The sequence below is a fragment of the Candidatus Symbiothrix dinenymphae genome, assembly GCF_001431085.1.
The window spans coordinates 1-402 of the sequence record NZ_BBRU01000482.1; the positions used below are offsets into that span (position 1 = coordinate 1).

Sequence of the window (402 nt, forward strand, 5' to 3'; positions counted from 1 at the left end):
AATACAGCCCTTTAGACGGCAAGCAATTAGTTGAAAAGAAAGTGAAACACTTAGTGTCAATGGCCGGTCAATTTCCCAAAGGACGCGAATACAATGTTTATATAGATGTGCCTGCTTCGGCAACTGTGTGTGAGCAATGGCCAACCAGCATTATTTTCAGCGGCTGGGAAATAGGCGATAAAATAGTTACAGGGAAACGTTTGAGAGAATCCGGCATACAAAACACACCGGCAAAAGAAGTTTATACAATATGCGGTCAGACACAACCGAAAGGGCGCGAAAGTTGGGACCAGACAGCCGTACTGGTTGCCGTACGCGGCACCGGCAGGTATTTCAACACCGTGAAGGGAAAGATAAAGATAGAAGCAAATGGCGCCAATTCATGGCAGGACGGCCCTAACG

General features: G+C 47.0%; 1 protein-coding gene. It reads left to right on the forward strand.

What is annotated here, in order from left to right; all coding sequences use genetic code 11:
- Window positions 1-41: 41 nt before the first annotated feature.
- The coding region (locus ASC50_RS05230) for a nucleoside hydrolase (protein ID WP_478209968.1) at window positions 42-402 on the forward strand (361 nt) is incomplete at its 3' end.